This is a genomic window from Leifsonia aquatica (genome assembly GCF_014190775.1).
Lineage (GTDB): Bacteria > Actinomycetota > Actinomycetes > Actinomycetales > Microbacteriaceae > Leifsonia > Leifsonia aquatica.
The window spans coordinates 276,551-300,751 of sequence record NZ_JACHVP010000001.1; the positions used below are offsets into that span (position 1 = coordinate 276,551).

Consider the following 24,201-nt stretch of genomic DNA (forward strand, 5'->3'; position numbering starts at 1 on the left):
CGGGCATCTACGCTGAAAAGACCATGGCTCCTTATCTGTTGCGTCGCACCGCGTTCCTCGTGGTGTCGCTGCTGCTCGCCATGGTCGTGCTGTTCTTCCTGCTGCGCGTGCTGCCGGGCGACCCGGCCAATGCGCTGCTCTCCGTCAACGCCACCCCGCAGCAGATCGCGGCGGCGCAGGAGCAGGTGGGCAGCAACCGGCCGCTGATCGAGCAGTTCTTCTCCTGGTTCGGCAGCCTCCTCACCCTCGATCTGGGCGAGTCGTTCATCACGTCGCTCCCCGTCGGGCCGGAGATCGTCTCCCGCCTCGCGGTGACGGTCCCGCTCACTCTGATCTCCTTCGTGGTCGCGCTCGTGCTGGCGCTCCCGATCGGCTTCGTCGCCGCGTGGAAGGCCGACCGGTGGTACGGGATCGCGGTGTCCGCGTTCTCGCAGCTCGGCATCGCCGTGCCGGTCTTCTGGGTCGGCATCCTGCTGGTCAGCGTTTTCTCGATCAACCTGCGCTGGTTCCCGTCCGGCGGGTTCCCGCGCGACGACTGGGCCGATCCGGCAGCCGCGCTGCAATCGCTCGCCCTGCCGATCATCACCATCGCCATCGTGATGAGCGCCTCCATCGCGCGCTACGTGCGGAGCGCGACGCTCGACGTCATCGGGAGCGATTATCTACGCAATGCCCGCGCGCTCGGCTCGGGCTTCGGCACGGCCATGTGGCGGCACGGCCTGCGCAACGGCGCCGTGCCCGTCATCTCCATCCTCGGCATCGAGCTGGCGACGACTTTCCTCGGCGCCGTGGTCGTCGAGAGCGTCTTCACCCTCCCCGGACTCGGGAGCATGCTGCTGCGGGCGATCGAGCAGCACGACTTCCAGACCATCCAGGGCATCCTGTTCGTCTCGACCTTCGCCGTGCTGATCATCGGCTTCGCCGCCGACGTCGTGCAGCGTCTCGTCGACCCGCGGCTGCGGCAGAGCATCTCGGGGAACCGATGAGCGCGGTCGTCGATCAGGCCGCGGCGCAGGGCGCCGCCCCGCAGCCGGGCGTGCGTCGCCGCGGCCGCCGTTCCGTGACGCTCGGGATCGGGCTGACGCTCGTCGGGCTGGTCGTGGTCGTCGCGCTCGTGTCGTTCTTCTGGCTCCCGTACGCCCCCAGCGACACGGCCGGCAGCCGGCTCGAACCGCCGGGGCCCTCCCACTGGCTCGGCACCGACAAGCTCGGCCGCGACCTCCTCTCGCAGCTGATGGTGGGCGCGCGGATCGCTCTGGCGGTCGGCCTCGGAGCCGTGCTCATCGGGGCCGTCGTCGGCATCACGATCGGCCTGCTCGCCGCGTTCGCCTCGACCTGGCTCGACGACACGATCTCCGCGATCCTCGACATCCTCATCGCCTTCCCGACCCTGCTCCTGGCGATGCTGATCGTCGCCGCTCAGGGAGCGTCGCTCGGGACGGCGATCCTCGCGATCGGACTGGCGATGTCGGCCGTCATCGCGCGGCTGACGCGGGTGCTGTCGAAACGCGTGCTCTCCCAGCAGTACGTCACGGCCGCTCGCACGTCGGGGACCACGTGGCCGGGCGTCGTCGCGCGCCACATCCTGCCCAATATCTGGCCGACCCTGCTGGTCAACCTGGCGCTCCAGTTCGGCATCGCCGTGCTCGCCGAGGCGAGCCTGTCGTACCTCGGACTCGGCGCACCGCCGCCGAATGCGTCGTGGGGTCGCCTCCTGCAGGAGGCGCAGGGGACCGTGGCGGTCGCCCCGGTCGGAGCCATCGCGCCCGGCATCGCCCTCGTGATCCTCGTGATCGGCGTGAACCTCGTGGCCGACGGCCTCCGCGACGTCGCCGACCCGACCAGGAGGCGATCGCGATGATCCTCGACGTGCGCAACCTCTCCGTCTCGGCGCGCGACGGGTCTCCGCTCGTCCGCGACGTCTCGTTCTCGATCGGCGCGGGGGAGCGGGTGAGCCTGATCGGCGAGTCCGGCTCGGGCAAGTCCCTGACCTCCTTCGCCGTCGCGGGACTGCTCCCCGACGGGCTGACCGCGACCGGCAGCGTCGAGCTCGACGGCGTGCAGGTCGTCGGGGCGAAGGAGCGCGACCTCGTCCCGCTGCGCGGCCGGACCGTGTCGTTCGTGTTCCAGGAGCCGTTGACCGCGCTCGACCCGCTCATGCGGCTCGGCCAGCAGGTCGCTGAACCGCTGAAGCGCCATCTCGGGCTGCGCGGGGCCGCGCTGCGCACCGCCGTCCGGGAGGCGCTCGACGAGGTCCGCCTGCCGGACCCGGAGCGGATCGCGCGGGCGTACCCGCACGAGATCTCGGGCGGCCAGCGCCAGCGCGTCGCCATCGCCGCCGCGCTCGCCTGCCGTCCGCAGCTGCTGATCGCCGACGAGCCGACGACCGCCCTGGATGTGACCGTGCAGGCCGAGGTGCTCTCCCTGCTCGACACGCTCATCGCCGACCGGGGGATGTCGCTGCTGTTCGTCAGCCACGACCTCGCCGTGGTGTCGCGCATGACCGACCGCGCGCTCGTGCTCCGCGGCGGACGCGTGGTCGAGGAGGGCGCCCTCCAGCGGCTCCTCGACGCCCCCACGGACCCGTACACGGTCGAACTCGTGCGCAGCGCCCGAGAGCTCGATGCCGCACTGGAGGTGCCGTGACCGCCATCCTGGAGCTCCGTGACGCCGGTTTCCGCTACCGGCGCGCGACCGGTGCCGCCCTCGAGGGGGTGTCCCTGACAGTGGAGTCCGGCCGCAGCGTCGGGCTGGTCGGCGAGTCCGGCGCGGGCAAGACCACCATCCTCTCGCTGCTGCTGGGTCTCTCCGGGCCCACGACCGGCGAGGTGCTGTTCGACGGCGCACCGCTCGACCGGCGCGACCGATCGCTGATGCGCGAGTTCCGGCGCAGCGTGCAGACGGTCTTCCAGGACCCGTACTCGTCCCTCGACCCGCGCCAGAGCGTCGGGCGGATCGTGGGCGAGCCGCTCGCCTCCCTCCGGCTCGCCTCCGGAGCCGATGCCCGCGACCGGGTCGCGGCCGCGCTCGAGGCCGTCGCGCTCCCCGCGGACGCCGCCGGCCGCTACCCCCACGAGTTCTCCGGCGGCCAGCGTCAGCGCATCGCGATCGCCCGCGCCATCGTCTCCCGCCCGCGGGTGCTGCTCGCGGACGAGCCCGTGAGCGCGCTCGACGTGACGACGCGCATCCAGATCGTGGGGCTGCTGGGCCGACTGGCGGCGGACGAGGGGATGACCGTCGTGATGGTCTCGCACGACCTCAGCGTCGTCGCGTCCCTCTGCGCCGAGACGGTCGTGCTGCAGGGCGGCCGGATCGTGGAGCAGGGGCCGACCCGGGACGTGCTGCGCTCCCCGGCCGACCCCTACACGCAGCGGCTGCTCGCGTCGGTGCCGCGCCTCCCGGCCTAGCCGGGCGCGGCAGCGGGCACCGGGCCCGGGTCAGTCGAGGCCGAGCTTCTTACGGAGCGAGGCGACGTGGCCCGTGGCCTTGACGTTGTAGAGCGGCAGTCGCACCGAGCCGTCCGGGTCGACCACGAAGGTCGAGCGGATGACGCCCTGCACCACCTTGCCGTAGAGCTTCTTCTCGCCGTAGGCGCCGTATGCGTTGTGCACCGCGAGGTCCTCGTCGGACAGCAGCGGGAAGTTGAGCCCCTCCTGCTCCTGGAACTTCTTGTTCTGCGCCGGGGCGTCCTTCGAGATGCCGATCACCCGGTAGCCGCTGGACTTCAGCGAGTTGAGGTTGTCGCGGAAGTCGCAGGCCTCCTTGGTGCAGCCCGGCGTCATCGCGGCCGGGTAGAAGTACACGATCACGTTCTCCCCGGCGTAGTCGCCGAGCGAGACGGGCGAGCCGTCCTGGTCGGTGAGGGTGAACGCGGGGGCCGTGTCGCCGGCTTCGAGTCGCACGTCAGTCATGCCTCCATTCTGGCGCACGGGTCGCGCGCGCCGCGAGGAGGGTCAGCGGGCGAAGGTCGTGAGGAGGCGCTGCAGCGAGTCGAGCCGCGCCTTGCCGGCCTCTCCCAGGGCGCCGGACTCGACGGCCTCCATGATGGCGCAGTCCGGAGCGTCGGGCAGGTGCGTGCATCCGCGGGGGCAGTCCTCCGCGAGCAGCGCGAGATCGGTGAACGACTTCAGGATGCTGTCCGTGTTCACGTGACCGAGGCCGAACGAGCGCACCCCGGGGGTGTCGATCACCCAGCCATGCCCTTCGCCGTTCTCGACGCGGAGGGACACCGTCGACGACGACGTGTGCCGCCCGCGTCCCGTCACGACGTTGACGTGCCCGGTGGCCCGGCGGGCTCCGGGGACGATCTCATTGACGAGCGTGGACTTGCCGACGCCCGAGTGCCCGACGACGACCGTGTCGTGACCGACGAGGGCGGCCTTGATCTCGTCGACCGGGATGCGGTCCTCACGACTGGTGAAGACCGGCAGGTCGAGCCCGGCGAAGTTCTCGAGGAAGGGTCCGGGGTCGGCCAGGTCGATCTTCGTGACGCAGAGCATCGGCGCGATCCCGGCATCGTAGGCGGCGACCAGGTAGCGGTCGACCAGGCGGGTGCGGGGCTCCGGGTTCGCGGCGGCGACGACGATCAGCATCTGGTCCGCGTTCGCGACGACGATGCGCTCGACCTCGTCGGTGTCGTCCGCGCTGCGGCGCAGCAGGGTGGTGCGCTCCTCGATGCGGACGATCCGTGCGAGCGTCCCCTCCTCGCCGGTGGTGTCGCCGACGACGGCGACGCGATCGCCGGTGACGATCGGCTGGCGGCGCAGCTCGCTCGCGCGCGCGGCGGTCAGCTGGTGCTCGTCGCCGGAGTCCTCGTCGAGCAGGACCGTGTAACGGCCGCGGTCGACGCCGAGCACCCGCGCGATGCGGGCGTCGGCATGCTCCGGGCGGGTCTTGGTGCGCGGCCGGTTGCCCTTCGGGTTCGGCCGCGACCGGATGTTCGACTCGTCGTAGACGTCGTACTCGTCGTCATCGTCGTCATCCGCCCACCAGGCGCCCGTGTTCTCGGTCACTGCGGCGTCGTGCCTTCCGCGAGCATCCTGGTCCACAGCTGGGTGAACTGCGGCAGCGTCTTCGCCGTCGTCGCGACGTTCTCGATCTCGACGCCCGGGACGACGAGGCCGACGATCGCGCCGGCGGTCGCCATCCGGTGGTCCTCGTAGCTGCGCCACACCCCGCCGCGGAGCGGACGCGGCTCGATGCGGAGGCCGTCCTCGAGCTCGGTGACCGCGCCGCCGAGGCCGTTGATCTCGGCGGCCAGCGCGGCGAGCCGATCGGTCTCGTGATGGCGGATGTGGCCGATGCCGGTGATCTCGCTCGGACCGTCGGCCAGCGCCGCGATCGCGACCAGGGCCGGCGCGAGCTCGCCGCCGGTGGTGAGGTCGAGATCGACGGCGCGGACACGCTCGGGCCCGGTGACCGTCAGGCGGTCGCCCTCCCGCGTCACGGTCGCACCGAACAGCGGGAGCAGGTCGGCCAGATCGGCGCCCACCTGCGTGGTCTCGTCGGGCCAGCCCGCGATCGTGACCGAGCCGCCGGTCACGACCGCCGCCGCCAGGAACGGCGCGGCGTTCGACAAGTCGGGCTCGATGTCGACGTCGAGCGCCGCGATGGCGCCCGGACGCACGACCCAGCGGCCGACCTCGGGGGACTCCACCTCGACGCCGCGCGCGGCCAGCGCCGCGATGGTCATCTCGATGTGCGGGAGGCTCGGGAGGCGCTCGCCGGAGTGCGTCAGATCGAGCCCCTCGTCGAAGCGGCTGGCCGAGAGGAGCAGGGCGCTGACGAACTGGCTGGAGCTGGAGGCGTCGACGCTGATCGCGCCGCCGGCGACGGATCCGGTTCCGTGCACCGTGAAGGGAAGGGAGCCGCGGCCGTCGTCGTTCACGTCGACGCCGAGCGCGCGCAGGGCCGCGACGATGGCGCCCATCGGGCGTCCGCGGGCCGAGTCGTCCGCGTCGAACGAGGTCGGGCCGAGGGCGAGCCCGGCGACCGGCGGCACGAACCGCATCACGGTGCCGGCCTGGCCGCATTCGATGGTGGTGCTGCCCAGCAGCTCCTCGGCGGGGGTCACGAGCAGGTCGGCGCCGAACTCGCTGTCGCCGCCCTTCTCCTCGATGCGCACCCCGAGGGACCGCAGCGCCTCGATCATGTTGGCGCTGTCGCGCGAATGCAGCGGTGCACGGAGCAGCGACGGTCCGTCGGCCAGGGCGGCGAGGACGAGTTCGCGGGCGGTCAGCGACTTCGATCCCGGTAGGGACACGGACGCCGAGACCGGGCCGGAGGCGACGGGAGCGGGCCAGAGCGTGTTCGGCTCCTCCGTGCGGGCGTCGCCGTACGGATCGAAGTCAGGAGCGGAATATTTCGAGATCAGCATTGTTGTCAAGGGTATCCGTGTTCCCGTCTGAAGGAAGGACATCCCGTGGCATCCAGGACCGCCGTTCTCGACGCTCCACGCGTGGCGACGACCCGTCGCGCAGGCCTCGGGACCCGCTCCGGCGGCGCGGTGCGCATCCGTCGGGACGCTTCGGCGGCGGCACAACTAGACTTGCCCCTGATGAGCACCGAAACCGAGGACAGCGGTCGCCTCTTCGAGGAGCAGGCCCTGCCGTTCATGGACCAGCTGTACGCAGCGGCCCTCCGCATGACCAGGAACCCGGCAGACGCACAGGACCTGGTCCAGGAGACGTACGTCAAGGCGTACGCCGCGTTCGCGCAGTTCCAGCAGGGCACGAACCTCAAGGCGTGGCTGTACCGCATCCTCACCAACACGTTCATCAACACGTACCGCAAGAAGCAGCGCGAGCCGTATCAGGGGACGATCGACGAACTCGAGGACTGGCAGCTCGGAGGGGCGGAGTCCATCTCCGCGTCGTCCAGCCGATCCGCCGAGGCCGAGGCGATCGACCACCTGCCCGACAGTGCCGTCAAGGACGCGCTGCAGGCCATCCCGGAGGACTTCCGGCTGGCCGTCTACCTCGCCGATGTGGAGGGATTCTCCTACCAGGAGATCGCCGACATCATGAAGACCCCTATCGGCACGGTGATGAGCCGGCTGCACCGCGGTCGCAAGATGCTGCGGGAACTCCTCACCGACTACGCGCACGAGCGCGGGCTCTCTGCTGTCCAGCCCGCCGCCGTGCAGACCACCAGGAGCACGAAATGACGGACTGCGGCTGCGACAAGGCCAAGAAGGACCTCGAAGAATACCTGCGCAACGAGCTCTGCCGCGAGGATGCGGCCGACATTCGTGAGCACCTCGCGAACTGCGACGGGTGCACGAACGAGGCGCACCTCAACGTGGTGCTGACCGAGGTGGTGCAGCGGGCGTGCAAGGAGACGGCTCCCGAGACGCTGCGTACCGAGGTGCTGCTGCGCATCCGGTCGTTCCAGGCGACCGCCCACTGACCGCTTCGTCGGTCAGTCGGTCCACTGCGGGGCGGGCTCGCCCGCTGCGGCGAATCGCGCGTCCCACATCCCGTCCAGCTCGGCCGTCGTCGACGCGTCCAGCGTGATGCGGCCGACGGCGACGTTCTCGGCCAGGTGCTCGACGCTCGATGTCCCGGGGATCACGAGCGCGTTCGGCGCGTGACCGAGGAGCCACGCCAGCCCGACCTGCGCCGGCGTCGCCCCGATCCGCTCGGCCGCGGCGATGACCTCGGGCTGCTCCGTCGCCTTCGGGATGCCGGGGAAGCCGGAGCCGAGCGGGAAGAACGGCGCCCAGGCGATGCCCTCGGCGACGCAGAGTTCGAGCAGGGGCTCGAAGCGGCGCGCGACGACGCCGTACGCGTTCTGCACGCACACGATGCCCGCCGGCAGCGCGCGGCGCAGCGTGTCGATGTCGACAGCGCTCAGACCGATGGCGCCGATGACGCCGGAATCCCGCAGTGCGACGAGCTCCGCAAGCTGATCGTCGAGGTCGACGAGCTGGTCGCCCTCCGCCTCGATGCCGGGGCCGACGTCGAGACGGCGGAGGTTGACCACGTCGAGGCGGTCGCGCCCGAGTGAGCGGAGGTTGTCCTCCACCGCGTGCCGCAGCTCCTCCGGCTTCTGGCCCGGCCGCAGCGGGATGGGGCCGCCGGGGTTCTTGAGGGCGCCCACCTTGGTGACGACGAGCACGTCGTCCTCGGGCCGGATGGCGCGCCGGATGAGGTCGTTGGCCACGCTGTCGCCGTAGAAGTCGGCCGTGTCGATGTGATCGATGCCGAGCTCGACGGCGCGGCGGAGCAGACGCTCGCCAGATGCCGCATCGGTGGCGAACCGCTCCAGTGCCATCGCGCCGTAGCCGATGCGCGCGACCGGGTGCCCGGCGAAGTCGTAGGTGCCGCCGGGGCGGAGGGAGGTGTCGCTCATGGAGTGGCTCTTCTCTATACTCGTCAAAGAGCGGAGGGACCTCCGCTTACTCGTCCACTATACGGAGGGGCCTCCGTTTTGTCATCCCCAGAGACCGCGACGACCCGTTCGCGCGCACCCCGCGCCGATGCCGCGCGCAACCGCGCGCTCCTCGTCGACGCCGCACGCGCCGCGTTCGCGGCGGGTGGCGAGCAGGTGTCCCTCGAGGCCATCGCCCGGGATGCCGGCGTAGGGATCGGCACGCTTTACCGAAACTTCCCGACCCGTGAGGACCTCGTCGCGGCTGTCTACGCCAGTGAGCTCGACGCAGTCATCGCGGTGGCGGACGACCTGCATGACGCACGGCCGGCCGATGTGGCTCTTCGGACCTGGCTGGACCGGTACGCCGCCTTCGTGATGACGAAGCGCGGGATGGCGGAGTCGCTGCGTGCCGGGGCGCTCGCCGACGCGGCGAACACGGCGCACACCCGCGAGCGCGTGAACGGCGCCATCGGGGCCTTCCTCCACGCCGGGGCGGAGACCGGCGTCCTGCGCGGCGACCTCGCGACCGACGACGTCACGACCGCCCTCGTCGGGCTCTTCCTGGCGACGCGCGACGTCGCCGACGAGGCGCAGATCGCGCGTCTGCTCGACCTTCTCGTCGACGGCCTCCGCACGCGTCCCTGACGATCGCGGGAGAGCGCGGCTCGCCTCAGCTGCCGGTGCCCACCTGGTGCAGGAAGAAGAGGCTGCCGAGGGGATCCGTCGCCTGCGCGAACCTCCCGAACTCGCTGTCCCACGGGTCGCGCACGATCGTTCCGCCGAGCTCGACGACGCGCTGCGATGCGGCCTCGGCGTCCGCGACCCCGAAGTACACCACCCAGTGCGACGGGACGCCGGGAGGGAGCATGCCGTCGGCGTCGTAGATGCCGCCGCTCGGCGCGTCCGGGTCGCCGAACGTGGCGTACCGGAAGTCCGCGGTGTCACCGAGGACCTGCGTCTGCCAGCCGAACACCTTCGTGTAGAAGTCGATCTGCGCCGGGTAGGCGCGCGCGTAGAGCTCGTGCCACGCGATCCCGCCGACCTCGGCGACCAGTTCGAAGCCGCGGTGTTCCCGCGGCTCCCACAGCCCGACGACGGCACCCCCGGGGTCGGCGACGATGGCGAGGCGCCCCTGATCGCCGACGTCCATCGCCGGCGCGAGCGACTGCGCGCCGTTGTCGCCGGCGGCCTTCTCCGCCTCGTCCGCGTCCTCCACGAGCAGGTGGGTGAGCCACGCGTCCGCCTGCGCTCCCGGCATCGCGGGGCCGAGCCCGGCCACGGTGCGGCCGTCCTTGCGGAACGTGGTGTAACCGCCGTACTCGGCGCCCGCCTCGTCGGCGGTCCAGCCGAACAGGGCCGTGTAGAAGTCGCGGGCTCGCGGGGCATCGGACGAGGCGAGATCGACCCAGCAGGGCTCGCCGAGGCGGTGATTCGTCAGGACGGTCATGCCCTCAACGTACGCCGGGTCCGGTGGCTCGCGTAAGGGCCGAGAGACAGCGAGAAGGGCTGCCGGACCGAGGTCCGGCAGCCCTTCGACGCAACGCGTACGGCGCGGCTAGAGCGTGAGCGCCCGCTGGATCAGGACCGACTGCTCCTGTGCGTGACGCTTCGCCGAACCGGCGGCCGGGGAGGCCGACGGCGGACGGGAGACGACGCCGAGCGGGCGCGGGCCCAGCTTGGAGGTCTCCAGGATCATGTACGGCCAGGCGCCCTGGTTCTCGGGCTCGTCCTGCACCCACACCAGCTCGGCGTTGGGGTAGGAGTCGACGACCGCCTTGAGCTCGGCGCCGGGGAGCGGGTAGTACTGCTCCACGCGGACGAGCGCGATCTCGGGGTTCGGGTTCTTGTCCAGCTCGTTGAGCAGGTCGTAGTAGAGCTTGCCCGCCAGGAGCAGGACGCGCTTGACGGCGGTCTTGTCCGTGATGCGGGCATCGTCGATGACCGGCTCGAACTTGCCCGACGTGAAGTCGGCCACGTCGCTGGTCGCGCCGCGCAGTCGCAGCATCGCCTTCGGCGTGAAGACGACGAGCGGGCGGCGCGGGCGGGCGTACGCCTGACGGCGCAGCAGGTGGAAGTACGACGCGGGCGTCGACGGGCGCGCCACGGTCATGTTGTTCTCGGCGCACATCTGCAGGTAGCGCTCGATGCGGGCGCTGGAGTGGTCCGGTCCCTGGCCCTCGTAGCCGTGGGGGAGGAGCAGGACGAGCGACGAGCGCTGGCCCCACTTCTGCTCGGCCGAGGAGATGAACTCGTCGATGACGATCTGGGCGCCGTTGGCGAAGTCGCCGAACTGGGCCTCCCAGAGCACGAGCGCGTCGGGACGCTCGACCGAGTAGCCGTACTCGAAGCCCATCGCCGCGTATTCGCTCAGGAGCGAGTCGTAGATCCAGAGGCGTGCCTGGTTGTCGCTGAGGTTGGCGAGCGGCAGCCACTCCTGGCCGTTGACCCGGTCGTGGAGCACGGCGTGACGCTGCACGAACGTGCCACGGCGGGCGTCCTGACCGGCGAGACGCACCGGGGTGCCCTCGATGAGGACCGAGCCCAGAGCGAGCAGCTCGCCGAAGCCCCAGTCCACGCCGCCGTTGCGGCTCATGTCGCTGCGCTTGTTGAGCAGCTGCTGGAGCTTGGGGTGCACGGTGAAGCCCGCGGGCGGGTTGTTGAACGCGTCGCCGATGAGCTGGATGACCTGCTCCGAGACGGCCGTGGTCTCCGGTTCTCCCACGTTGTCGTCGGCCTGCTGCGCGGCGGGCTGCTCGAGCCCGGCCGCGACGCCGTCAGCGGTTACGATCGGGGTCGAGTTGGTCTGCGCCGCGTGCGTCTCCATGAAGGCGCGCTCCAGGCGCTCCTGGAAGTCGCGGTGCGCCTGCTCGTACTCCTCCTCGGTGATGTCGCCGCGGCCGACGAGGGCCTCGGTGTACAGGCGGCGCACGGAGCGCTTCGCCTCGATGAGGTTGTACATGAGCGGCTGCGTCATCGAGGGGTCGTCGCCCTCGTTGTGACCGCGGCGGCGGTAGCAGATGAGGTCGATGACGACGTCGCGCTTGAACTCCTGGCGGTACTCGAACGCGACCTGCGCGACGCGCACGACGGCCTCCGGGTCGTCGCCGTTCACGTGGAAGATCGGCGCCTGGATGGTCTTCGCGACGTCGGTCGAGTAGACCGAGGTGCGGCCCTCGCCGGGAGGCGTCGTAAAGCCGACCTGGTTGTTGATGTTGACGTGGATCGTGCCGCCGGTGCGGTAGGCCCGCAGCTGCGACATCTGCATCTGCTCGACGACGATGCCCTGGCCGGCCATCGCGGCGTCGCCGTGGATGAGGATCGGGAGGGTGAGGAACGTGCCGGCGGGGCGACGGTCCTGCTTGGCGCGGACGATGCCCTCGAGCACGCCGTCGACGGCCTCCAGGTGGGACGGGTTGGCCGCGAGGTAGACGGGGATCTCCTCGCCGCCGGCGCCCTTGAAGGTGCCCTCGGTGCCGAGGTGGTACTTGACGTCGCCCGAGCCCTGGACCGTGCGCGGGTCCTGCGTGCCCTCGAACTCGCGGAAGATCTGACCGTAGGTCTTTCCCGCGATGTTGGTGAGGACGTTGAGGCGGCCGCGGTGGGCCATGCCGATCGCGGCCTCGTCGAGCTCGGCCTCGGCCGCGCCCTGGAGGATGGTGTCGAGCAGGGCGATGGTGGACTCGCCGCCCTCGAGGCTGAACCGCTTCTGGCCGACGTACTTGGTCTGCAGGAAGGTCTCGAACGCCTCCGCCTCGTTGAGCTTGCCGAGGATGCGCAGCTGCTCGTCGTGGGTCGGCTTCTCGTACGCGCGCTCCAGCTTGTCCTGGAACCACTTGCGCTGGGCCGGGTCCTGGATGTGCATGTACTCGATGCCGACCGTGCGGCAGTACGAGTCGCGCAGCACGCCGAGGATGTCGCGCAGCTTCATGGTGCGCTTGTCGCCGAACTGGCCGGTCACGAACTCGCGGTCGAGGTCCCAGAAGGTGAGGCCGTGGGTCTCGATCTCGAGGTCGGGGTGCGAGCGCTGCTTGTACTCGAGCGGGTCGATGTCGGCCATCAGGTGGCCGCGCACGCGGAACGAGTTGATGAGCTCCTGGACGCGGGCGGTCTTGTCGACGGCGCTGGCCAGGTCGACGCTGATGTCCGGGTTCCAGCGGATGGGGGCGTACGGGATGCGCAGCTCGGCGAAGATGTCCTCGTAGAAGGTGCGCTTGCCGATCAGCAGCTCGTGCACGATCTTGAGGAACTCGCCCGAGCCGGCGCCCTGGATGACGCGGTGGTCGTAGGTGCTGGTCAGCGTGATCGTCTTGCCGATCGCGAGGCCGGCGAGGGTCTTCTCGCTCGAGCCCTGGAACTCCGCCGGGTACTCGAGTGCGCCGGCGCCGATGATCGCGCCCTGCCCCTTCATCAGACGGGGGACCGAGTGCACGGTGCCGATGCCGCCCGGGTTGGTGAGCGAGATCGTGGTGCCCGCGAAGTCGCCGGCGGTCAGCTTGTTGGCGCGCGCCTTCTGCACGAGCTCCTCGTAGGCGGCGAGATAGTCGCCGAAGCGCATCGTGTCGGCGCGCTTGATGCTCGGGACGAGGAGGGCACGGGTGCCGTCCGGCTTCGGGATGTCGATCGCGATGCCGAGGTTGATGTGGGCCGGAGCGACGACCGACGGCTTGCCGTCGACCTCGTCGTAGAAGACGTTCTGGCTCGGGAACTCCTTGAGCGCCTTGATCAGCGCCCAACCGATGAGGTGGGTGAAGGAGACCTTGCCGCCGCGGGCGCGCTTGAGGTGGTTGTTGATGACGATGCGGTTGTCGATCATCAGCTTCGCCGGGATGGTGCGCACGCTGGTCGCGGTGGGGACCGTGAGCGAGGCGTCCATGTTGGTCGCGAGCGACTTGGCCATGCCGCGCAGCGGGGTGACCTTGTCCTCCGCCTCCTCGCCGTCGCCGACGACGGTGTTGGGGGAGGTGACGGGGGCGTCGGCCGGGACCGGCGCGGGCTTCGGCGCCACCGAGGTGGTGCGCGCGACGGGCTGGCTGCCGATCACGGGGATCGGGGTGGTGACGGGGTGGGCGTCCGACGGGGTGCTCGGCGGCTCCGTGGGGGCGGGGACCGTCGGCTCGGCCGGCGACGGGGCCGTCGGCTCGCTGGGCGTCGGGACGACCGGCTCGGCCGGGGTGGATGCGGGGGTCTCGTCGGGCGAGGGGAGGGAGGCGTCCGCGTCGCCGTCCTTGACCGTGGGGCGGTAGCTCTCGAGGGTCGGCCACCAGGACTTGTCGACCGAGTTCCTGTCCTTGACGAACTGCTCGTACAGCTCGTCCACGAGCCATTCGTTGGCCCCGAACTCGCCCGACGATCCGTCGTCGGTTCCCACTCCGGTCAATTGGCTCGACACAGCCGCTCGCCCACTCTCTCCATTGATTTCGTCCGATCGGGCGGCTTGTGGCCGCCCGCTTCCATCCGAACATCAAGCCTAATCCCATCGGCGCATCCGTGCAGGCGCCCAGTCGGGGGCGATACCGTTATTCCCATGCAGTTCTATGGAACGACGCCGCGCCACGACCTCACCTACTCGGACGTCTTCCTCGTCCCGTCCCGCTCGGACGTGACGAGTCGGCTGGACGTCTCCCTCGCTCCGGGGGACGGCACGGGGGCGACGATCCCCATCGTGTCCGCGAACATGAACTCGGTGACGGGCAAGCGCCTCGCCGCGACCCTCGCCCGGCGCGGCGGCCTGGGCGTGCTCCCGCAGGACATGCACCTCCAGGACCTCGACGAGGCGATCCGCTGGGTGAAGGCCCAGCCCGTCGCCTTCGACACCCCGTACCCCGCCACCCCGGAGGAGACCGTCGCCGACGTGCTCCGCCGCATCCCGGCCGTCGACGGCCACGGGATCGTCGTGCACGACCAGTCGGGCGCGTTCCTCGGCTGCCTCGCCGCGGTGCAGCTCGGCTCCGCCCTGCCCGATGCCCGCATCGGCGACCTGCTCCACGGCACGCTGACCTCCCTCGACGCGGAGGACCTCACCGACGGCCGCGCCGCGTTCGAGGTGATGGACGCGGCCGGGCTGGAGTTCGCGCCGGTGCTCGACCACGGCCGCCTCGTCGGCACGCTGAGCAAGAAGAGCGCGCTGCGCTCCACCATCTACACCCCGGCGGTCGACGCCTCCGGCCGTCTGCGCGTCGCCGCCGCCATCGGCATCAACGGCGACGTGGCGGGCAAGGCCAAGGCGCTCGCCGCGGCGGGCGTCGACGTGCTCGTGATCGACACGGCCCACGGCGACCAGGACGGCATGCGCCGCGCGCTGCGCACCGTGAAGGAACTCGGTCTCGGTCTGCCGATCGTCGCCGGCAACGTCGTCACCGAGCAGGCCGTGCGCGACCTCGTCGCCGCCGGCGCGGACATCCTGAAGGTCGGCGTCGGCCCCGGCGCGATGTGCACCACCCGCATGATGACCGCGGTCGGCCGTCCGCAGTTCTCGGCGGTGCTCGAGACCAGCGAGACGGCCCGCGAGCTCGGCGCCCACGTGTGGGCCGACGGCGGGGTGCGCTACCCGCGCGACGTCGCCCTCGCTCTCGCGGCCGGCGGCGCCTCCGTGATGATCGGCTCCTGGTTCGCCGGAACGATCGAGGCGCCGGGCACGCTCGACCGCGACGAGCGCGGCGCTCTCTACAAGGAGAGCTGGGGCATGGCGAGCACGAAGGCGGTCAACGGCCGGTTCGAGCGCCTCGACGCCTACGACCTCGCGCGCAAGACGCTCTTCGCCGAGGGCATCTCCAGTTCGCGCATCTACCTCGACCCGCTGCGCCCGTCGGTCGAGGACCTGCTCGACATGATCACCACCGGCGTCCGCAGCTCCTTCACCTACGCCGGGGCGCGCAGCGTCGCCGAGTTCCACGAGCGCGCGCTCGTCGGCATCCAGTCGGCCGCGGGCTACGAGGAGGGCAAGGCGCTGCCGGTCAGCTGGTAGCGCGGAGGCCCTTCAGGGCTGAGAAGGATCTGTGAGCGCCGGCCCGGCGGAAATGCGAGACTCTCGCGAACGGGTTGTCCCCGACGACCCCACCCCGTCGGAGCGCACGCTCCACGTCGAAATGAGGCCCGTCGTGACCCCATCCCCGTCCGCCCCGAATCGCAAGCAGCGTCAGGCCGAGGCCCGAGCGGCGAAGCTCGAGCAGTTCAAGAAGGAGCAGGCGCGCCGCACGCGCAACCGCTGGATCGGGATCGGGTCGGCCATCGCCGGCGTGGTCGCGGTGGTGGCGCTGGTGGCGACGATCATCGTGACCGCTCCGAAGGCCGCGACGTACGAGGCCGGCGGGAAGAACGTCTCCATCGAGGGCGTGCAGACGTTCGACAACACGGCCGGGCATGTGACGGGCGCCGTGGACTACAAGCAGACGCCGCCCGCCGGCGGCGAGCACAACCCCATGTGGCTCAATTGCGGCGTGTACGACCAGCCGGTGCCGAACGAGAACGCCGTCCACTCGCTGGAGCACGGAGCGATCTGGGTCACGTACTCGCCGGATCTCCCCGCGAGCCAGCTCGACCTGCTGAAGACGAAGATCCCGCGCACGTACGCGGTCCTGTCGCCGTACGACGACCTCCCGGCCCCGATCGTGCTGAGCGGCTGGAACGTGCAGCTGCAGGTGCAGAAGGCCGACGACCCCCGCATCGCGAAGTTCTTCGAGGCGTACTGGCAGAGCTCGTCGGTGCCCGAGCCGGGCGCCTCCTGCACGGGCGCGTTCGACGCCCCCGGCAAGGTCTCCTAGCCGATGGGTCGCGCGCCGGGACGGGCGTGGCCGCTCGTGCTCGCCGGCCTGGTGATCGTCGCGGTCACCGGGGTGCTCGCCTTCTCGGCGGGCCGGCTGAGCGTGGGCGCCCCGCAGACGCCGGGGACGACGAGCGCCGAGGCCGGCTTCGCCCGCGACATGCAGGAGCACCATCAGCAGGGCGTCGAGCTCGCGATGATCGTGCGCGACCGCACCGACGACGCGGAGACGCGCCTCCTCGCCTACGACATCGCCACGACGCAGAGCCAGCAGGCCGGTCAGCTGTACGGCTGGCTGACCGGTTGGGGGCTGCCGCAGGCGGCCGCTGAGCCCTCGATGACGTGGATGACGCGCCCGGCCACCGTCGGAGGCACAGCGGGGGCCCACGACCACGATGGTGGCGCCCATGCACCGGGGGAGCCGATGCCGGGGCTGGCGACGCCCGCACAGATCGCGCAGCTGCGCGCCGTGTCGGGGGTGGAGGCCGAACGTGTGTTCCTCACGCTGATGATCGCCCACCACCGCGGCGCGGTCGAGATGGCGGATGCGGTCCTCGCGCGCAGCGAGGACCGCACCGTGCGCACGTTCGCCTCCGGGGTGGTCTCGAGCCAGAACGCCGAGATCGCGCTGATGGAGACGATGCTCGCGGCCAGGGCCTAGGAGCCGTCGCCCTGGGTCGTGCCGCCGGTGGCGCCGCCGCCCTGCTGGGTCGAGCCGCCGCCGGTGCCGCCGGTGCCGCCGCCGAACTGGCGCGGATCGAAGTTCTGGTTCGTGCCGAAGCCTCCACGTTGCGGACCGTCGGTCGCGTGCCCGGTGAAGAAGCCGGCGAAGAACACGATCGCGAGCACGGCCACGGCGCCGACGATGATGGCGGTGTTCTGGGCCCAGACCGGCCAGCGGCGCAGGATGCTGCCGTTCGCGGCGGGCTTCGCGGCGACCGGCTGCTGCCACGTCTGGTTCGGCGCCGGCTGCGGGGGCGCGTAGTGCGGAGCGGGCTGCTGCGGCGGGACGGACTGCTGCGGAGGGACGGGCTGCTGCGGCCATCCCGGGTTCGGGACGGCGGCGTTCGGGTCGGCGGTGCTCATGACGGATCCTCTCGGGTGGGTGCTGAGGTCACTGTCGGAGGCGGCCCTGCGCGGCGACTATGGCCGTTCGATGGAGACGCTGGGAATCCACCCCGGATCCGCTGCGATGCCTCGCAGACCGCGCCGCTATACTGGCCGGGAAATGGACGACCCTCCTTCTTGTAGCCCATTCCAGCTCCCGAGTCCGCCGTGCCGGCGCGAGCGGGGTGACCACCGTGCTCTCTGAGTGGCTCCTCCTCGGCGTCGGATTGCTGTTGACGATCGGCACCGGCCTCTTCGTCGCGAGCGAGTTCGCGCTCGTGAACCTCGACCGCGGCGACCTCGAGGCCCGGCGCGCCCGTGGCGAGTCCCGCCTGTCGATGACCATCGCGGCGCTGAAGATCACCTCGACCCATCTCTCCAGCGCGCAGCTCGGCATCACGCTCACCACGCTGCTCACCGGTTACACGATGGAGCCCGCGATCAGCTCGCTCCTGCGCGGTCCGCTGCTCGCGATCGGCCTGCCGGATGCGGCGGTGACGCCGATCGCGACGATCGTGGCCATCCTGGTCGCGACCCTCCTGTCGATGATCCTCGGCGAACTGGTCCCGAAGAACTTCGCGCTCGCCCTGCCGATCGCGACGGCGAAGCTCGTCATCCCGTTCCAGACCGTGTTCACCACGGTGTTCCGGCCGTTCATCGCGCTGCTGAACGGCACCGCCAACGGGTTCCTGCGCCTGCTCGGCATCGAGCCGAAGGAGGAGCTCTCGGGCGCCCGCACCGCCGAGGAGCTCTCGTCGCTCGTCCGGCGCTCCGCGAGTGCGGGAGTGCTGGAGGCCGATACGGCCACGCTGCTGAGCCGCACCCTCGCCTTCTCCACCCGCAACGCCTCCGATGTGATGACCCCGCGCCCCCGCATCGAGACCGTCCGCCGCACCGATCCGGCGCAGGCCGTGATCGGCCTCGCCCGGAGCTCCGGCTTCTCCCGCTTCCCCGTCGTCGACGAGGACGTGGACGACGTCGTCGGGTTCGTCCACGTCAAGCAGGCGGTCGCCGTGCCGCGCGAGCGCCGCGCCAAGGTGCCCGTCTCGGCGCTGCAGACCGACGCGCTGCGCGTGCCCGAGACGATGAACCTGGAGACGCTGCTCGGCGAGCTGCGCGGCCGCGGCTACCAGATGGCCGTCGTCGTCGACGAGTACGGCGGGACCTCCGGCATCGCGACCCTCGAGGACCTCGTCGAGGAGATCGTCGGCGAGGTCGCCGACGAGCACGACCGCACCCGCGCCGGAGTCGTGCGCGGCCGCGACTCCATCACCTTCCCCGGCATCCTGCGCCCCGACGAGCTCGAGGAGCGCGCCGGGGTCACCGTGCCAGAGGAGGGCCCGTACGAGACCGTCGCCGGCTTCGTCATGAACGAGCTCGGCCGCCTGCCGAAGGTGGGCGACGAGGTCCCGATCGAGGGCGGCACGCTGCGCGTCGAGCGCCTGGAGGGGCGGCGCGTCGACCGCATCCGGTACACGCCCGACCCGGTGACGGACCCGACGGCGGAGGGGGTGCGCCATGAGTGACTGGATCGGGATCGTCTGGCTGGTCGTCCTGCTGCTGGTCAACGCCTTCTTCGTCGGCGCCGAGTTCGCCGTCATCTCCGCGCGCCGCTCGCAGATCGAGCCGCTCGCCGAGCGCGGCAAGCGCAGTGCCAAGACCGCGCTCTACGCGATGGAGCACGCCACGCTGATGCTGGCGACCACGCAGCTCGGCATCACCGTCTGTTCGCTGCTCATCCTGAACGTCTCCGAGCCGGCCATCCACCACCTGCTGGAGGTCCCCCTCCACGCGACGGGATGGTCGGAGGAGGTCATCGGCACGGTCGCGTTCATCGTGACGCTGGTGCTCGTGTCCTTCTTGCACGTGGTCTTCGGCGAGATGGTGCCGAAGAACATCTCCTTCTCGATGCCCGACCGGGCCGCCCTGCTGCTCGCGCCGCCCCTGGTGGCGATCGGCCGCGCCGTGCGCCCGATCATCGTGGCGCTCAACGCGACGGCGAACAGCGTCCTGCGCCTGTTCCGGGTGGAGCCGAAGGACGAGGCGGCCAGCACGTTCACGCTCGACGAGGTCGCGACCATCGTGAACCAGTCGACGCGCGAGGGCGTGCTCATGGACCGCACCGGCGCGCTCACCGCCGCGTTCGAGTTCACGGAGAAGAAGGTGCGCGACGTCATGGTGCTCCCGGGCACCCTCGTCTCGCTGCCGCCGTCGCCCACCCCCGCCGACGTCGAGCGCGCCGTGGCGAAGCACGGCTTCTCCCGCTACGTCGTGCCCGACTCGGAGGGCGAGCCCACCGGCTACCTGCACCTCAAGGACGTGCTCGACCTCGAGGAGACCGGCTTCGAGCTCCCCGTCCCCGCCAAGCGCGTGCGCCGGCTGGTGACGGTGTTCGTCGACAGCGACCTGGAGGACGCCCTCGCGACGATGCGTCGCTCGGGCAGCCACCTGGCGCGCGTCGTGGACGCCGAAGGCGAGACCGCCGGCGTGCTGTTCCTCGAGGACATCATCGAGGAGCTCGTCGGCGAAGTGCAGGACGCGACCCGGCGCTCCTGAGCGCCGGGCCGCGTCGCGGTGTCAGCGGTGCGGGAGCCTCAGCGCCACTGCGCGCGCAGGTACTGCGGCGGCCAGTAGTCGATGGTCGCGCCGAGCTCGTGGGCGGCCCGGAGCGGGAAGTGCGGGTCGCGCAGGATCTCGCGCGCCAGCATCACCGCGTCGGCGGCGCCGCTCTCGACGATGTCCGCCGCCTGCTGCGGGGTCGTGATGAGGCCGACCGCGCTGACCGGGACCTCGGCCGACGACCGCACGTGCTCGGCGAACGGGACCTGGTAGCCGGGCCCGATCGGGATGCGGATGCCGGCCGCGATGCCGCCGCTCGAGACGTCGAAGAAGTCGGCCCCGGCCTCCTGCGCCCAGCCGGCGACGGTCGCGGTCTGCTGCTCGTCCCAGCCTCCCGGAGCCCAGTCGCTGCCGGAGAAGCGGACGAAGAGGGGCACGTCCTCGCCGACCTCCTCGCGCACCGCGGTCACGATGCGCAGCAGCAGGCGGGCGCGGTTCTCGAGGGACCCGCCGTACTCGTCCTCGCGGTGGTTGGCGAGCGGGGAGAGGAACTGGTGCAGCAGGTAGCCGTGGGCGGCGTGCAGCTCCAGGATGCGGAAGCCGACGTCGACCGCGCGGCGCGCGCCCGCGCGGAAGTCCTCGACCACCGTGTCGATCCCGGCCAGATCGAGAGCGACCGGGACGGCCATGTCGCCGAACGCCTCCGCCGAGGGTGCGACGGTGGTCCAGCCTCCCTCGTCCAGCGGCACTGAGCCGCCGGTGCGGTCCTCGAAGCCCCAGGCCGCCCAGCTCGACGCCTTGCGGCCGGCGTGGGCGAGCTGGATGCCGGGCACGGCGCCCTGGCCGGCGATGAAGTCGGCGATCGGGCGCCAGGCCTCCGCCTGCTCGTCCGTCCAGATGCCGGTGCCCTCCGGCGAGATGCGCCCCTCGGGGCTGACCGAGGTGGCCTCGGTGAAGACGATGCCGCTGCCGCCGGCGGCGATCGAGCCAAGGTGCACGAGGTGCCACGGCTGCGGGACACCCGAGCGGTCGAGCACGGAGTACTGGCACATCGGGGAGGTCCAGAGGCGGTTGCGGGCCGTCACTCCCCGCACGGTGTATGGATCGAAGAGAGTAGTCATCGACAGGTCTAAGCCGCCAGGCCCTCGAGATATGCCCGGAGGTCCGCGGAGGTCGTGAACACGTGCCCCGCGATGCCGACAGCCTCGGCGCCGCGGACGTTCTCCTCCTTGTTGTCGATGAAGACCGTCTGCTCTGGCGTGACGCCGAGCGCCTCCAGCACGTGCTCGAAGATCGCGGCGTCCGGCTTGATGGTCCCGAGCTCGCCACTCACGAACACCTGCTCGAACAGATCTCCGAGCGTGCCGTGACGGAAGTACGAACCGAAATCGCGACCCGCGTTCGACAGCAGGGCCAACCGGGTGCCGCCCTCCTGCAGGTCGATGAGCACGTCGAGGGTGCCGGGGTCGATGGTGAGCCAGCTGCGGAAGTCGGCCAGCCACAGCCGGTGGATGGTCGCGTCGTCCCACTTCTCGCCGAGCTCGCGCTCGATCCCGCGCCAGTACTGCTGGATGCCGAGCGTGCCCTGATCGAGGTCGTGGCGGTGCCGCCAATAGGCGGGCCAGAACACGTCGCGATCGCCGCCCGCCAGCTCCACCAGCGCGGTGCGATCCGCCTCGGTGGGGGTGACGGAGATGACCTCGCCGTAGTCGAAGACGACCACTCTGCCGGGGATGCTGATGCCCATGCCTCCAACTTATCGCGGGCGCACGGGCCCATCGCGGCCGGAGAACCTATCGTGGGGGGAGGAGGTGCGATGAACGACGCGCAGAAGGACCGGGTCCGTGAATGGGGAGAGGCCGACGCCGCCGAGTGGATCGCGGTGCCCGGCGAGGCGAGCGACAAGTACTCCCGCGGAGTGCTCGGCGTCGTGACCGGGTCGGACCGCTACCCGGGCGCCGCCGTGCTCGGGGTGGAGGCGGCGGCTCGGACCGGCGTCGGGATGATCCGGTATCTCGGCGCGCCGCGACCCGCCGAAGAGGTCCTGCGCCGTCGTCCCGAGGCCGTCTCGGCCGGCGGGCGCGTGCAGGGGTGGCTGATCGGTTCCGGGATGGACGCGAGCGCACGCCCCTCTGACGACCTGCTCCGCCTCAAGGCGGCCCTCGCCGACGGCACGCCGCTGGTGGTGGATGCGGGAGCGCTCGACCTCGTCCGCTCGGCCGTCGGGCCGGTCGTGGTGACCCCGCACTACCGCGAGCTGGCCGGCATGCTGGCCGCGCAGGCGGATGACGACTCCGACGCGGTGACCGCGGCCGAGATCGCGGCGGATCCGGCGGCCTGGGCCGCCCGCGCCGCCCGCAGCCTCGGCGTCACCGTGCTCCTGAAGGGGCACACCACGCACATCGCCGTCCCGTCCGGCGGCCGTTTCACCGTCACCGCCGGTCCCGCGTGGCTCGCGACCGCGGGCAGCGGAGACGTGCTCGGCGGCATCCTGGGCGCACTGGTCGCCACGCACGCCGACGAGATCGCAGCGCGCGGCCACGAGGCGCTCGCCGCGCTCGCCGCGACGGCGGCCTGGGTGCACGGACGTGCGGGGGAGCGCGCCTCCGACGGCGCACCGATCGTCGCTCTCGACATCGCGGAGGCGGTGCCGCACGTGGTCCGCGATCTTCTCAGAGAGCGCGGTCGTGCTCCCAGGGGAGCGGTCTGAGGCGTCCCCTAGGATGAGGCGCATGGGGATGGACGCAGCGCCGATATCGGCGTCGGCCGCTCCGGCGTCGGCCCCGGGGGCGCTGCGCCGGGCGCTCGCGCATCCCCTCGCGCTCTGGATCGGCTTCCTGCTCGTGCACCTGATCATCGGCGGCCTCGCCCTGGAGGGCGGCAAGGGTCTCGGCGACGTGTACTTCGTCTACAAGCCGTGGGCGCAGCTGGCTGCGCAGGGCACGCAGATCGTCGGGGTCGACTCCGACTGGGTGTACCCCTTCGGGGCCCTGGTGCCCGTGATGCTCCCGCTGCTCTTCGGCGTCGACAACTACGTGGGCGGCTGGCTCACCATGGTGCTGCTGCTGGATGCGGCGGCGTTCGCGACGCTCATCGTCGGCCGGGATCCGCGCCGCATCATCGCCGCCTGGTGGTGGCTCGGGTTCCTGCTGCTGCTCGGACCGATCGCCGTCGGCCGGCTCGACTCCGTCGCGGCTGCGCTCGCGATCGTGGGGCTGCTGTGGCTCGCCGTCCACGAGCGGGCGGCCGTCGTGGTGCTCACCGTCGCCACCTGGATCAAGGTGTGGCCGGCCGCCGTGCTCGTCGCCGCCGTCGTCGCGCTCCGGACCCGCTGGCACATCGTGGTCGTCGCGGTCGTCACGTCGGCCGTCATCGTGGCGGTCCCGCTCATCTTCGGCGCCGGGATGCACCTCCTCAGCTTCATCACCATGCAGACCGGCCGCGGCATCCAGATCGAGGCGCCCGTGAGCACGTTCTGGATGTGGCAGGCCGCCTTCCACGTCCCCGGCGCGGCCGTCTACTACGACTCCCAGCTGATCACCTTCCAGGTGAGCGGCGCGGGCACCGAGCTGGCGGGGTCGCTGATGAACCCGCTGCTCGCCATCACGTGCGTGGTCGTCGCGCTCCTCGGCATCCGGGCGCTGCACCGCCGGACCCCGTACACGCGCATCCTGCCGGAGCTCTCCCTCGCGATCGTGACGGCCCTCATCGCGTTCAACAAGGTCGGCTCTCCGCAGTACATCACCTGGCTCGCCGCCCCGGTCGTCATCGGGCTCGTCTACCAGGGGAGGGGCTTCCGCACCCCGGCGCTCCTCGTCCTCGCCACCGCGGGACTCACCCAGGTGCTGTATCCGTTCCTGTACGACTACCTGCTGATCCCCGACCCGGGGATGGTCGCCGTGCTCACCGTCCGCAACATCATGTACTTCGTCATCCTCGGCTGGGCGATCGGCGCGCTGTGGCGCCATCGGCACGCCGACGATGCCGTCTACGACACCGTGCCCACCCGGGTCTGGCCGTTCCGTGCACCTGTCGCCGCGGCGGCGGGCGCCCCGCTCCGAGAGGAAACACCATGATCGTCGCCTTCTCCGTCGCCCCGAGCGGCGGCCCCGACGGCTCCGACTCCGTGCACGACGCGGTCGCCGCCGCCGTCCGCATCGTCCGCGAGTCCGGCCTCCCGAACCGCACCTCCTCGATGTTCACCGAGATCGAGGGCGACTGGGACGAGGTCTTCGACGTCGTCCGCCGCGCCACCGAGGCCGTCGGCGCGTTCGGCACCCGGGTCTCGCTGGTCCTCAAGGCCGACATCCGCCCCGGCCACACCGGCGAGCTCGACGGCAAGCTGGAGCGCCTGGAGGCCGCACTCGACGCCTGAGCGCCGCCGAATACACGTGACCGCCCGG

Annotated in this window: 24 protein-coding genes; 15 read left to right on the forward strand and 9 right to left on the reverse strand. The window is 71.3% G+C overall.

The window, feature by feature from the left end:
• Positions 1–23: 23 nt before the first annotated feature.
• Genes FHX33_RS01215 through FHX33_RS01230 form a run of 4 tightly spaced genes read left to right on the forward strand, consistent with a single transcriptional unit; the run spans position 24 to position 3,407 of the window.
• Complete coding sequence (locus FHX33_RS01215) at positions 24–986, forward strand: ABC transporter permease (protein WP_039923352.1); 963 nt, start codon at positions 24–26, stop codon at positions 984–986.
• A complete protein-coding gene (locus FHX33_RS01220; RefSeq protein WP_021764494.1) occupies positions 983–1,861 on the forward strand; it encodes an ABC transporter permease in 879 nt (292 codons plus the stop codon). The genes FHX33_RS01215 and FHX33_RS01220 overlap by 4 nt, the downstream gene beginning before the upstream one ends.
• Positions 1,858–2,646, forward strand: a complete 789-nt coding sequence (locus tag FHX33_RS01225) for an ATP-binding cassette domain-containing protein (RefSeq protein WP_021764495.1) — start codon at positions 1,858–1,860, stop codon at positions 2,644–2,646. The genes FHX33_RS01220 and FHX33_RS01225 overlap by 4 nt, the downstream gene beginning before the upstream one ends.
• Positions 2,643–3,407: an ATP-binding cassette domain-containing protein gene (locus FHX33_RS01230; protein WP_183428071.1), complete on the forward strand. Its 765-nt coding sequence runs from the start codon at positions 2,643–2,645 to the stop codon at positions 3,405–3,407. Before FHX33_RS01225 ends, FHX33_RS01230 begins: the two co-directional genes overlap by 4 nt.
• A gap of 30 nt (positions 3,408–3,437) precedes the next feature.
• Here FHX33_RS01230 and bcp read toward each other — a convergent pair whose 3' ends face one another.
• Genes bcp through aroA form a run of 3 tightly spaced genes read right to left on the reverse strand, consistent with a single transcriptional unit; the run spans position 3,438 to position 6,376 of the window.
• Positions 3,438–3,911: a thioredoxin-dependent thiol peroxidase gene (bcp, locus tag FHX33_RS01235; protein ID WP_021759695.1), complete on the reverse strand. Its 474-nt coding sequence runs from the start codon at positions 3,909–3,911 to the stop codon at positions 3,438–3,440.
• 42 nt (positions 3,912–3,953) lie between these two features.
• Complete coding sequence (gene rsgA, locus FHX33_RS01240) at positions 3,954–5,012, reverse strand: ribosome small subunit-dependent GTPase A (RefSeq protein WP_021759693.1); 1,059 nt, start codon at positions 5,010–5,012, stop codon at positions 3,954–3,956.
• Complete coding sequence (aroA, locus tag FHX33_RS01245; RefSeq protein WP_021759690.1) at positions 5,009–6,376, reverse strand: 3-phosphoshikimate 1-carboxyvinyltransferase; 1,368 nt, start codon at positions 6,374–6,376, stop codon at positions 5,009–5,011. The genes rsgA and aroA overlap by 4 nt, the downstream gene beginning before the upstream one ends.
• Positions 6,377–6,556: 180 nt before the next feature.
• On the opposite strand from aroA, the gene FHX33_RS01250 reads away from it, so the two are divergent.
• Together FHX33_RS01250 and FHX33_RS01255 are read left to right on the forward strand one after the other, a co-directional pair.
• On the forward strand, positions 6,557–7,165 hold the full coding sequence (locus tag FHX33_RS01250) for a sigma-70 family RNA polymerase sigma factor (protein ID WP_021759688.1): 609 nt from the start codon (positions 6,557–6,559) through the stop codon (positions 7,163–7,165).
• Entirely contained in the window at positions 7,162–7,407 is a 246-nt protein-coding gene (locus FHX33_RS01255) for a zf-HC2 domain-containing protein (RefSeq protein ID WP_021759686.1), read from the forward strand. The genes FHX33_RS01250 and FHX33_RS01255 overlap by 4 nt, the downstream gene beginning before the upstream one ends.
• 12 nt (positions 7,408–7,419) lie before the next feature.
• Here the strand turns inward: FHX33_RS01255 and FHX33_RS01260 are convergent, their stop codons facing one another.
• Positions 7,420–8,352, reverse strand: coding sequence for an aldo/keto reductase (locus FHX33_RS01260; RefSeq protein WP_021759684.1), 933 nt, complete (start codon positions 8,350–8,352; stop codon positions 7,420–7,422).
• Between the two features lie 78 nt (positions 8,353–8,430).
• Between FHX33_RS01260 and FHX33_RS01265 the strand changes: the two genes are divergently transcribed.
• Complete coding sequence (locus FHX33_RS01265; RefSeq protein WP_021759682.1) at positions 8,431–9,018, forward strand: TetR/AcrR family transcriptional regulator; 588 nt, start codon at positions 8,431–8,433, stop codon at positions 9,016–9,018.
• A 25-nt stretch (positions 9,019–9,043) separates the two neighbouring features.
• On the opposite strand, the gene FHX33_RS01270 is transcribed toward FHX33_RS01265, so the two are convergent.
• Positions 9,044–9,820: a VOC family protein gene (locus FHX33_RS01270; RefSeq protein WP_021759680.1), complete on the reverse strand. Its 777-nt coding sequence runs from the start codon at positions 9,818–9,820 to the stop codon at positions 9,044–9,046.
• A 108-nt stretch (positions 9,821–9,928) separates the two neighbouring features.
• On the reverse strand, positions 9,929–13,762 hold the full coding sequence (locus tag FHX33_RS01275; RefSeq protein ID WP_183428072.1) for a multifunctional oxoglutarate decarboxylase/oxoglutarate dehydrogenase thiamine pyrophosphate-binding subunit/dihydrolipoyllysine-residue succinyltransferase subunit: 3,834 nt from the start codon (positions 13,760–13,762) through the stop codon (positions 9,929–9,931).
• A gap of 135 nt (positions 13,763–13,897) precedes the next feature.
• Between FHX33_RS01275 and guaB1 the strand changes: the two genes are divergently transcribed.
• From guaB1 to FHX33_RS01290, 3 genes are all read left to right on the forward strand, one after another.
• Entirely contained in the window at positions 13,898–15,337 is a 1,440-nt protein-coding gene (gene guaB1, locus FHX33_RS01280; RefSeq protein ID WP_021759676.1) for a GMP reductase, read from the forward strand.
• 133 nt (positions 15,338–15,470) lie between these two features.
• On the forward strand, positions 15,471–16,133 hold the full coding sequence (locus FHX33_RS21865; RefSeq protein ID WP_039921420.1) for a DUF3105 domain-containing protein: 663 nt from the start codon (positions 15,471–15,473) through the stop codon (positions 16,131–16,133).
• Positions 16,134–16,136: 3 nt separating this feature from the next.
• Positions 16,137–16,793: a DUF305 domain-containing protein gene (locus tag FHX33_RS01290; protein WP_021759672.1), complete on the forward strand. Its 657-nt coding sequence runs from the start codon at positions 16,137–16,139 to the stop codon at positions 16,791–16,793.
• On the opposite strand, the gene FHX33_RS01295 is transcribed toward FHX33_RS01290, so the two are convergent.
• On the reverse strand, positions 16,790–17,218 hold the full coding sequence (locus FHX33_RS01295; RefSeq protein WP_021759670.1) for a hypothetical protein: 429 nt from the start codon (positions 17,216–17,218) through the stop codon (positions 16,790–16,792). The two genes, FHX33_RS01290 and FHX33_RS01295, sit on opposite strands and share 4 nt — an antisense overlap.
• A gap of 206 nt (positions 17,219–17,424) precedes the next feature.
• Here FHX33_RS01295 and FHX33_RS01300 point away from each other — a divergent pair, with 206 nt between their 5' ends.
• On the forward strand, positions 17,425–18,765 hold the full coding sequence (locus FHX33_RS01300; protein ID WP_021759667.1) for a hemolysin family protein: 1,341 nt from the start codon (positions 17,425–17,427) through the stop codon (positions 18,763–18,765).
• Complete coding sequence (locus tag FHX33_RS01305) at positions 18,758–19,795, forward strand: hemolysin family protein (protein WP_021759665.1); 1,038 nt, start codon at positions 18,758–18,760, stop codon at positions 19,793–19,795. The genes FHX33_RS01300 and FHX33_RS01305 overlap by 8 nt, the downstream gene beginning before the upstream one ends.
• Before the next feature lie 38 nt (positions 19,796–19,833).
• Here FHX33_RS01305 and FHX33_RS01310 read toward each other — a convergent pair whose 3' ends face one another.
• Both FHX33_RS01310 and FHX33_RS01315 read right to left on the reverse strand, forming a co-directional pair.
• The gene (locus FHX33_RS01310) at positions 19,834–20,919 is read right to left on the reverse strand and encodes an NADH:flavin oxidoreductase/NADH oxidase (RefSeq protein ID WP_039921417.1); all 1,086 of its coding nucleotides are present in this window, start codon (positions 20,917–20,919) and stop codon (positions 19,834–19,836) included.
• A gap of 8 nt (positions 20,920–20,927) precedes the next feature.
• Positions 20,928–21,545 carry an HAD family hydrolase gene (locus FHX33_RS01315; protein ID WP_021759660.1) on the reverse strand — a complete coding sequence of 206 codons (618 nt, stop codon included), beginning with the start codon at positions 21,543–21,545 and terminating at the stop codon, positions 20,928–20,930.
• Between the two features lie 69 nt (positions 21,546–21,614).
• Between FHX33_RS01315 and FHX33_RS01320 the strand changes: the two genes are divergently transcribed.
• Genes FHX33_RS01320 through FHX33_RS01330 form a run of 3 tightly spaced genes read left to right on the forward strand, consistent with a single transcriptional unit; the run spans position 21,615 to position 24,173 of the window.
• The gene (locus tag FHX33_RS01320; RefSeq protein WP_183428073.1) at positions 21,615–22,508 is read left to right on the forward strand and encodes an ADP-dependent NAD(P)H-hydrate dehydratase; all 894 of its coding nucleotides are present in this window, start codon (positions 21,615–21,617) and stop codon (positions 22,506–22,508) included.
• 22 nt (positions 22,509–22,530) lie between these two features.
• Complete coding sequence (locus FHX33_RS01325; RefSeq protein WP_051337051.1) at positions 22,531–23,874, forward strand: glycosyltransferase 87 family protein; 1,344 nt, start codon at positions 22,531–22,533, stop codon at positions 23,872–23,874.
• Complete coding sequence (locus FHX33_RS01330) at positions 23,871–24,173, forward strand: thiamine-binding protein (protein WP_021764940.1); 303 nt, start codon at positions 23,871–23,873, stop codon at positions 24,171–24,173. The genes FHX33_RS01325 and FHX33_RS01330 overlap by 4 nt, the downstream gene beginning before the upstream one ends.
• Positions 24,174–24,201 lie beyond the last annotated feature (28 nt).